Origin of the sequence: Bradyrhizobium sp., assembly GCF_049691595.1 — a bacterium.
In the GTDB taxonomy this organism is placed as follows: domain Bacteria; phylum Pseudomonadota; class Alphaproteobacteria; order Rhizobiales; family Xanthobacteraceae; genus Bradyrhizobium.
The window spans coordinates 1-7,276 of record NZ_JBAVNZ010000177.1 but is presented as its reverse complement, the minus strand read 5'-3'; the positions used below and the strand labels follow the sequence as shown (position 1 = coordinate 7,276).

The 7,276-nt window shown below is 65.7% G+C and carries 10 protein-coding genes; 8 read left to right on the top strand and 2 right to left on the bottom strand.

The features are described from left to right. Together WCE35_RS08190 and WCE35_RS08185 are read left to right on the top strand one after the other, a co-directional pair. On the top strand, positions 1–262 hold a 262-nt coding region (locus tag WCE35_RS08190), incomplete at its 5' end, for a Sua5 family C-terminal domain-containing protein (RefSeq protein WP_424592846.1). 25 nt (positions 263–287) lie between these two features. After that, complete coding sequence (locus tag WCE35_RS08185) at positions 288–1,715, top strand: FAD-binding oxidoreductase (protein WP_424592845.1); 1,428 nt, start codon at positions 288–290, stop codon at positions 1,713–1,715. Between the two features lie 111 nt (positions 1,716–1,826). Here WCE35_RS08185 and WCE35_RS08180 read toward each other — a convergent pair whose 3' ends face one another. Next, complete coding sequence (locus WCE35_RS08180; RefSeq protein ID WP_424592844.1) at positions 1,827–2,591, bottom strand: SOS response-associated peptidase; 765 nt, start codon at positions 2,589–2,591, stop codon at positions 1,827–1,829. Positions 2,592–2,653: 62 nt separating this feature from the next. Between WCE35_RS08180 and WCE35_RS08175 the strand changes: the two genes are divergently transcribed. From WCE35_RS08175 to WCE35_RS08160, 4 genes are all read left to right on the top strand, one after another. Next, the gene (locus WCE35_RS08175; RefSeq protein ID WP_424592843.1) at positions 2,654–3,169 is read left to right on the top strand and encodes a hypothetical protein; all 516 of its coding nucleotides are present in this window, start codon (positions 2,654–2,656) and stop codon (positions 3,167–3,169) included. 121 nt (positions 3,170–3,290) lie between these two features. Continuing rightward, positions 3,291–3,713: an NUDIX hydrolase gene (locus WCE35_RS08170; RefSeq protein ID WP_424592842.1), complete on the top strand. Its 423-nt coding sequence runs from the start codon at positions 3,291–3,293 to the stop codon at positions 3,711–3,713. A gap of 67 nt (positions 3,714–3,780) precedes the next feature. Then, the gene (locus tag WCE35_RS08165) at positions 3,781–4,158 is read left to right on the top strand and encodes a TIGR02301 family protein (protein ID WP_424592841.1); all 378 of its coding nucleotides are present in this window, start codon (positions 3,781–3,783) and stop codon (positions 4,156–4,158) included. A 154-nt stretch (positions 4,159–4,312) separates the two neighbouring features. Then, a complete protein-coding gene (locus WCE35_RS08160) occupies positions 4,313–4,579 on the top strand; it encodes a hypothetical protein (RefSeq protein WP_424592840.1) in 267 nt (88 codons plus the stop codon). Between the two features lie 2 nt (positions 4,580–4,581). Here WCE35_RS08160 and WCE35_RS08155 read toward each other — a convergent pair whose 3' ends face one another. Further along, positions 4,582–5,916 (bottom strand): dihydroorotase, encoded by a 1,335-nt coding sequence (locus tag WCE35_RS08155; protein ID WP_424592839.1) that lies wholly within the window; start codon positions 5,914–5,916, stop codon positions 4,582–4,584. Between the two features lie 177 nt (positions 5,917–6,093). Here WCE35_RS08155 and WCE35_RS08150 point away from each other — a divergent pair, with 177 nt between their 5' ends. Beyond that, a complete protein-coding gene (locus tag WCE35_RS08150; protein WP_424592838.1) occupies positions 6,094–6,975 on the top strand; it encodes a YgfZ/GcvT domain-containing protein in 882 nt (293 codons plus the stop codon). Then, a partial coding sequence (locus WCE35_RS08145) for a DNA-3-methyladenine glycosylase I (protein ID WP_424592837.1) occupies positions 6,972–7,276 on the top strand: 305 nt, incomplete at its 3' end. The genes WCE35_RS08150 and WCE35_RS08145, both read left to right, overlap by 4 nt.

The window sequence follows — 7,276 nt, the reverse complement described above, 5'->3', positions numbered from 1 at the left end:
GCTCAACGCTGATCGGCTCGAGCCGTGCGAGGCGCTGCTGGCGTTCGGCCCCGATGCGGTCAGCGGAATTGACGCGGCGGCCGCGGTGATGAATCTGTCCGAGCGCGGCGATCTCACCGAGGCCGCCGCCCATCTGTTCGGCTATCTTCGCGCGCTCGACGGCAAGGGCGCGCGGGCGATCGCGGTGATGCCGATCCCGAACCACGGGTTGGGCGAAGCCATCAACGACCGGCTGCGCCGCGCGGCAGTCGGGCGGAAATGAAAGTGATAGAAGAGAAGTGCGAAACATGAATATCGTCCAGCCCGCCGCGCCGCCGCTATCGCCGGAACTGATCGCCAGATTCCGCGCGGTCGTCGGCGACAAATATGCGGTGACCGAGCCGGCCGACATCGCGCCCTACCTCACCGAGGAGCGCGAGCTGTTTCAGGGGCGCTCTCCCCTGGTGTTGCGGCCGGGCTCGACCGCGGAAGTTTCCGCGATCTGCAAGCTCGCCTCTGAATACCGCATCGCGCTGGTGCCGCAGGGCGGCAACACTGGCCTGGTCGGCGGACAAACGCCACATCATGGCGAGGTGGTGGTCTCGACGCGACGGATGGACAAGATCCGCGAGGTCGATCCCGCCTCCAACACCATGACCTGCGAGGCCGGCGTGGTGCTGCAGGTCGCGCAGCGGCGCGCCAGCGACGCCGACAGGCTGTTTCCGCTGTCGCTCGGCGCGGAAGGAAGCTGCACCATCGGCGGCAATCTCTCCACCAATGCCGGCGGCACCGCGGCGCTTGCCTATGGCGTGGCGCGCGAGATGGCGCTCGGGCTGGAAGTGGTGCTGGCCGACGGCCGCGTTCTGAACGCGCTGTCGAAACTGAAAAAGGACAATACCGGCTACGACCTTCGCCATCTCTTCATCGGCGCCGAAGGCACGCTCGGCATCATCACCGCGGCGACGCTAAAGCTGTTTCCGAAGCCGCGCGCGGTGGCGACCGCCTATGTCGGTTTGAAATCCCCGGCCAAGGCCTTGAGGTTGCTCGCGATCGCGCAGAGCGAAGCGGCTGGCAGTCTCACCAGTTTCGAGCTTCTGGCCGATATCGCGGTGGATTTCAGCATCCGCCACGGCATCGATATCCGCGACCCGCTTGGGAGCAAGCACCCCTGGTATGTGCTGATGGAATTGTCGTCGCCGCGCGACGATGCCAGCGCCGCGCTGGAAGCGATTTTGGCGAAGGGCATGGCAGATGGCATCGTCGACGACGCCGCGATCGCGGCCAATTTGAGCCAGCGCGCCGCGCTCTGGAAGCTGCGCGACGAGATGTCGGCGGCGCAGAAGCCGGAAGGCGGCTCGATCAAGCACGACATTTCCGTGCCGGTGGCGGCGGTGCCTGATTTCATCGCGGAAGCCGATGCGGCGGTGACAAAGCTGATCCCGGGCGCGCGGCCGGTGCCGTTCGGCCATCTCGGCGACGGCAACATCCATTATAATGTCAGCCAACCGGTCGGCGGCCATGCGGCCGATTTCATGGCGCGCTGGCACGAGGTCAACGCGATGGTGCACGCGATCGTGATGCGGATGGGCGGATCGATCTCCGCCGAGCACGGCATCGGCGTGCTCAAGCGCGACGAGCTCCCCGATGTCAAGGACGAGGTCGCGATCTCGCTGATGCGCGGCATCAAGGCGATGCTCGATCCGCTCGGGATCATGAACCCGGGCAAGGTGTTGTAGTTCGTAGTTCGCAGGGTGGGCAAAGGCACATTTGCGCGATGCCCACCGCGTTTGCCGATGGTGGGCACGGCGCGAAGAACGCGCCTTTGCGCATCCTACGATTCTGCGATTCTAAAACAACGAGACCTGGCCGTCGTCGGGTGCGACCGGCGTGGTCTTTCGCGACACCGCCTTCTTCGCCGGCCTCGCCTCTTCCGCCGCGCTTTCCTCCGCCGTGATCGGCAGCATCAGCTGCGCGTCGTCATTGGCGACGCGGTTGACCCTCGTTGAGACCTCATGCCAGGTGAACTCGCCTTCGCCAGGCCCGGTCAACAGCGCCATCACGGCCTCGGCATCGTTCGCCCGGCAGTCCAGCCAGCGCTCGAAATTTTCGGGCGCGATCGTCACCGGCACGCGGTGATGCAATGCCGCGAGATCGCGGCTTGCCGGCGCGGTGACGATGGCGACGCCGTCGACCTCCTCGCCGTTCGGGCCGATCCAGGTCTCGGCGAGCGCGGCGAAGCCGACCGGCTTGCCGTCGCGGCGGTGGATGAAGTACGCCCGCTTGCGGCCGCCGGCCTCCCGCCATTCATAATAGCCATCGGCCGGGATCAGGCAGCGCCGCCGCGTCACGGCGTTCTTGAACGCCGGCTTTTGCTGTACCGTTTCGGCACGGGCATTGATCAGCAGCGTAAATTGACTGAAATCCTTGACCCAGGCCGGCACCAGACCCCAGCGCATCAGCCGGAAATGTCGGCCGCCATGCTCGAGGATCACCACCGGGATCGGCTGGGTCGGCGCAATATTATGCCGTGGCGGGAAATTGGGCTGCTCGGCATAGCCGAACAACTGCCGGAGCGCCGCCGGCGGCGACGTGATGACGAAGCGTCCGCACATTATTTGGCCAAGATAGGCATCCGTTCAGGACCTTTTAACCCCGGATGTCAACACTGGAACGGATGACCTCGACGGCCGCCACGCCCGCGCGATCCGATCGCTCGACCCCTCGACCGACCGGCCCGGACGCGGAGGCCTGGGCGGCGCAGTTGCGCGCCGCCAACATCAACCCCCGCACCGGGCTTGCCACCGACTATCTGAATCATTTCAACGAAGCCATCATGCTGCTGGAGATGATCCCGGACATTCCGGAATGCGCGGAAGATTTCATGAGCTGGCGCCCGTTGTCCTATGCCGAGCATTTCACCGCCTCCAACTTCAAGGCGCGCGATCTGGCGATCCTGGCCTATGAGGCGGCCGACACCCGGATCCGGGCCGAGTTCGACAATATCGCCTCTACCATGACCTCGATCCTGACCGCGGTCAGTTCGGCGATGCGCGAAGTCAGCCAGGACAAGACCCGCGCCACGCTCGCCGAGCAGGCCACGATCTGGGTCAAGCCGCTGGTGTCGCTGGCCGGCGGCATCATCAATGGCGGCACCGACGCCGATGTCGAAACCATCATGGCGGGCAACTGAGCGCTCCGGTCTGATTCGACCGGGTCGAATTAGACCTTCGCTTTTCCATGAGGCATGATCTGGTCCGAAAACCGGTTCCCACCCCGCATCATGTGCGGGGCAAGCTTTTCGGGATCATGCCTTGACTTCTTCCGATCATTCCCATCCCCAGCTCGCCGTCAGCGGCGCGATTTTTCGCGACGGCAAGGTGCTGCTGGTGCGGCGCGCCCGTTCGCCGGCAAAGGGCTTCTATTCGTTTCCCGGCGGCCGGGTCGAATTCGGCGAGTCCCTGCATACGGCCCTGCGCCGTGAGGTCGATGAGGAGACCGGGCTCCGAATCGAGATCGTGGGCCTCGCCGGATGGCGCGAAGTGCTGCCAGCAACGAGCGGCGGCGGGCATTATCTGATCATGTCGTTCGCGGCCCGCTGGGCGGCCCGGGACCCGGTGCTGAACGACGAGCATGACGATTTCAAATGGCTCAGCCCCGACGCGCTCGGCGATCTCAGGGTCACCGGCGGCCTGCCGGAGGTCGTCCAGGCGGCCCGGCGGCTGATCCAGGGCTAGCTTGCGAGGCTCGCCCGCCTTGCCTCGGGCGTATTGAGGAGGCATACACGCGGTTTCGGAACCGCTGATGTCCAACTACTTTCTGGCCGCCTTTATCCTTGTTTCGGCATGCATTTCCGGCCCGGCGCGGGCCCAGGATGCGGCCGCGCCGTTCGACGGCGAGTTGCAGCGGCTGGCCGAAATCCTCGGCACCCTGCACTATCTGCGCGGCATCTGCGGCAGCAATGAAGGCGGCAAATGGCGCAACGAAATGCAGGCGCTGATCGACGCCGAAACCCCCTCCGGCGAGCGCCGCGCGCGGATGATCGCGGGCTTCAACCGCGGCTATAACGGTTTTCAGCAGACCTACCGGACCTGCACGCCGGCGGCCTCGGTCGCGATCCGCCGCTACATCGAGGAAGGCTCGAAAATCTCCCGCGATCTGACCGCGCGCTACGCCAACTGAACGCAGCCTGAGGTCAAGCGGAACAATTGATTCAACCTGGATACATTCGTTAACCCTTCCTAAAGATGTGGCCTAGGCGGCCCGGCGCCGCATGCTACACCACGCGCGTTCGACGCGTTCCGCCCTGGATTGCGCACACCCTCCGTAGAGCGTCATGAGCCATCCCGCGTCCTTTGCCATCGCCCGCGACCCGCTCGACGATCTCGAACAGAAGCAGGCCGCGCTCGGCTATCTCAGCGAGGCCTGGGCGGAAGCGCGTCACGATGGCGTCGATGGCGACTGCCTGGCGCAGGCCAGCCTGTTCGCAGCCTTCGCCGAACTGGTCTCCACCTATGGCGAGGACGCGGTGGCGAAGTTCGCCGAAGGGCTTCCGCTGCGCGTGCGCAATGGCGAGTTTTCCATCGCGCAGCCGAAGCAGTAGGCTCACGCCTTCAGCGTCTCCAGGAACCGCACCGGCTCGCCGGTCGACGGCGTCGCCACTTCGCCCTGCCACATCACGCGGCGGCCGCGCACGAAGGTGCCGACCGGCCAGCCCTGGACGCGCATGCCGTCATAGGGCGTCCAGCCGGCGCGGGAGGCGATCCATCGGTTGGTGATGGTCTCGGCTCGCTTGAGATCGACGATTGTGAAGTCGGCGTCATAGCCCGCCGCGATCCGGCCCTTGGCGGCGATGTCGAACAGCCGCGCCGGGCCGGCGCTGGTGAGATCGACGAAGCGCGCCAGCGACAACCGCCCGGCGTTGACATGATCGAGCATCAGCGGCACCAGCGTCTGCACCCCGGTCATGCCCGAGGGCGAGGCCGGATAGGCCTTTGCCTTTTCCTCAAGCGTGTGCGGGGCGTGGTCGGAGCCGAGCACGTCGATGATGCCCTGATCGATACCCTGCCAGATGCCGTCGCGATGCTCGGCCGAGCGCACCGGCGGGTTCATCTGGGCGCGGGTGCCGAGCCGCTCATAGCATTCGGGCGCGACCAAAGTGAGGTGATGCGGCGTCGCCTCGCAGGAGGCGACATCCTTGTGACCCTGCAGGAACTCGATCTCCTGCCGGGTCGAGATATGCAGCACGTGAATGCGCTTTCCGGTCTCGTGGGCGAGCTTGACCAGCCGCTGCGTCGCCAGCAGCGCCGCGGTCTCGTCGCGCCACACCGGATGCGAACGCGGATCGCCTTCGACGCGTAACCCCTTGCGATCGTTGAGGCGGTATTCGTCCTCGGCGTGAAAGGCGGCGCGGCGGCGGATCACCTGAAGGATGCGCCGCAGGCTTTGGTCGTCCTCGACCAGAAGCGCGCCGGTGGATGAGCCGATGAACACCTTTACGCCCGCGCAGCCCGGCGCGCGTTCGAGTTCCGGTAGAACCTCAACATTGTCGCGGGTGCCGCCGATGAAAAACGCAAAATCGCAATGCATGCGGTGATGGGCGCGCTTCACCTTGTCGGTGAAGGTCGATTCGTCGACGGTCAGGGGATCGGTGTTCGGCATCTCGAACACGGCGGTGACGCCGCCGATCACGGCGCTGCGCGAGCCGGTTTCCAGATCCTCCTTGTGGGTCAGGCCCGGCTCGCGAAAATGCACCTGGGTGTCGATCACGCCGGGCAGGATGTGCAGGCCCTTGCAGTCGATCACCTCGCCGGCGGAGGCTTGCCCCAATCCGCCGATCGCGGCGATCCGGCCGCCGGTGACGCCGATATCGCGCACGCCCTCGCCGTCCTGGTTGACCACGGTGCCGGATTTCAGAATGGTGTCAAAATGCTGATTCATCGGTCCTCGGCGCCCGCTTCTGGAGGGTGGCGCGGGCCTTGTTGACCGCACCTTAGCGCCTTACGTTGATCTGTGACATCCGGCACTTGATGTCAGGCCATTGCGTTTCCCCAAGAACTTGAAGAACAGCCAAAACAACAGCTTCAAGAACAACTTGCAGAAAGAGCTTCCAACCGCATGAAAGCAGCGTTTCTTCCGGATCGGGGCGTGGTCAAGGTCGGCGGCGATGACGCGCGCGATTTCCTCAACGGCCTCGTCACGTCAGACCTGACGCTGCTTCGCCCGGGGCTTGGCCGGTTCGGCGCGCTGCTGACGCCGCAGGGCAAGATCACGACCGATTTCCTGATCACGGAGGCGCCCGCCGGCCATGGCGGCGGCTTCCTGCTCGATGCCCCGCGCGCGCTGGCGCAGGGGCTTGCCGACAAGCTCGGCTTCTACAAGCTGCGTGCCAAAGTCACGGTCGAAAACCTCACCGACAGAATCGGCGTGCTGGCGGCGTGGGGCGGCGAACCGGCGATCCAGCCCGATCTTTCGTTCGCCGATCCGAGGGCCGCCGCGCTCGGCTGGCGGATTCTCGTGCCCGAGGAACTGGCGCAGAAGGTCGCCGATCTCCTCGGCGCGGACCTGGTCGACAGCGCCGACTACGAGGCCCATCGCATTGCGGCCGGCGTGCCGCGCGGCGGCCTCGACTTCATCTATGGCGACGCGTTTCCGCACGAGACCAACATGGACCGCCTGCACGGCGTCGATTTCGACAAGGGCTGTTACGTCGGCCAGGAAGTGGTGTCGCGGATCCAGCATCGCGGCACCGCGCGCACCCGGACCGTGAGGGTCATTCTCGAGGGCCCGTCGCCGGAACCCGGTGCGACGATCCTCGCCGGCGACAAGCCGGTCGGCACCATGGGCTCGACCGCCGGCGGCAACGGTCTCGCGCTGGTCCGGACCGATCGCATAGCCGACGCGCTCGCCGCCGGCGCGCAACTTACCGCCGGCGGCCTTGCCATCCGCCTTGCCGAGCCGAATGATTTGCGCCCCGCCCCGAAACAGACCGTCGCATGAGCCGATCGGCCCGCCTGCACGAGGATGGCAAGACGCGGTGCCCGTGGCCCGGCGAAGACCCGTTTTATGTCGCCTATCACGACACCGAATGGGGCGTGCCGGAATATGACAACCGCGCGCTGTATGAAAAGCTGATGCTCGACGGCTTCCAGGCCGGCCTCTCCTGGATCACCTTTTTGCGCAAGCGCGACAATTTTCGCCGCGCCTTCGACGATTTCCGGCCCGATAAGATCGCCCGCTATGACGCCAAAAAGGTCCACGCGCTGATGAACGATTCCGGCATCGTCCGCAACCGCGCCAA

Excerpts from the sequence above, each read along its gene's own strand:
- WCE35_RS08185 (WP_424592845.1), top strand. The coding sequence starts at position 288 with ATGAATATCGTCCAGCCCGCCGCGCCGCCGCTATCGCCGGAACTGATC.
- WCE35_RS08160 (WP_424592840.1), top strand. The coding sequence starts at position 4,313 with ATGAGCCATCCCGCGTCCTTTGCCATCGCCCGCGACCCGCTCGACGAT.
- WCE35_RS08165 (WP_424592841.1), top strand. The coding sequence starts at position 3,781 with ATGTCCAACTACTTTCTGGCCGCCTTTATCCTTGTTTCGGCATGCATT.
- WCE35_RS08175 (WP_424592843.1), top strand. The coding sequence starts at position 2,654 with ATGACCTCGACGGCCGCCACGCCCGCGCGATCCGATCGCTCGACCCCT.
- WCE35_RS08180 (WP_424592844.1), bottom strand. The coding sequence starts at position 2,591 with ATGTGCGGACGCTTCGTCATCACGTCGCCGCCGGCGGCGCTCCGGCAG.
- WCE35_RS08155 (WP_424592839.1), bottom strand. The coding sequence starts at position 5,916 with ATGAATCAGCATTTTGACACCATTCTGAAATCCGGCACCGTGGTCAAC.
- WCE35_RS08150 (WP_424592838.1), top strand. The coding sequence starts at position 6,094 with ATGAAAGCAGCGTTTCTTCCGGATCGGGGCGTGGTCAAGGTCGGCGGC.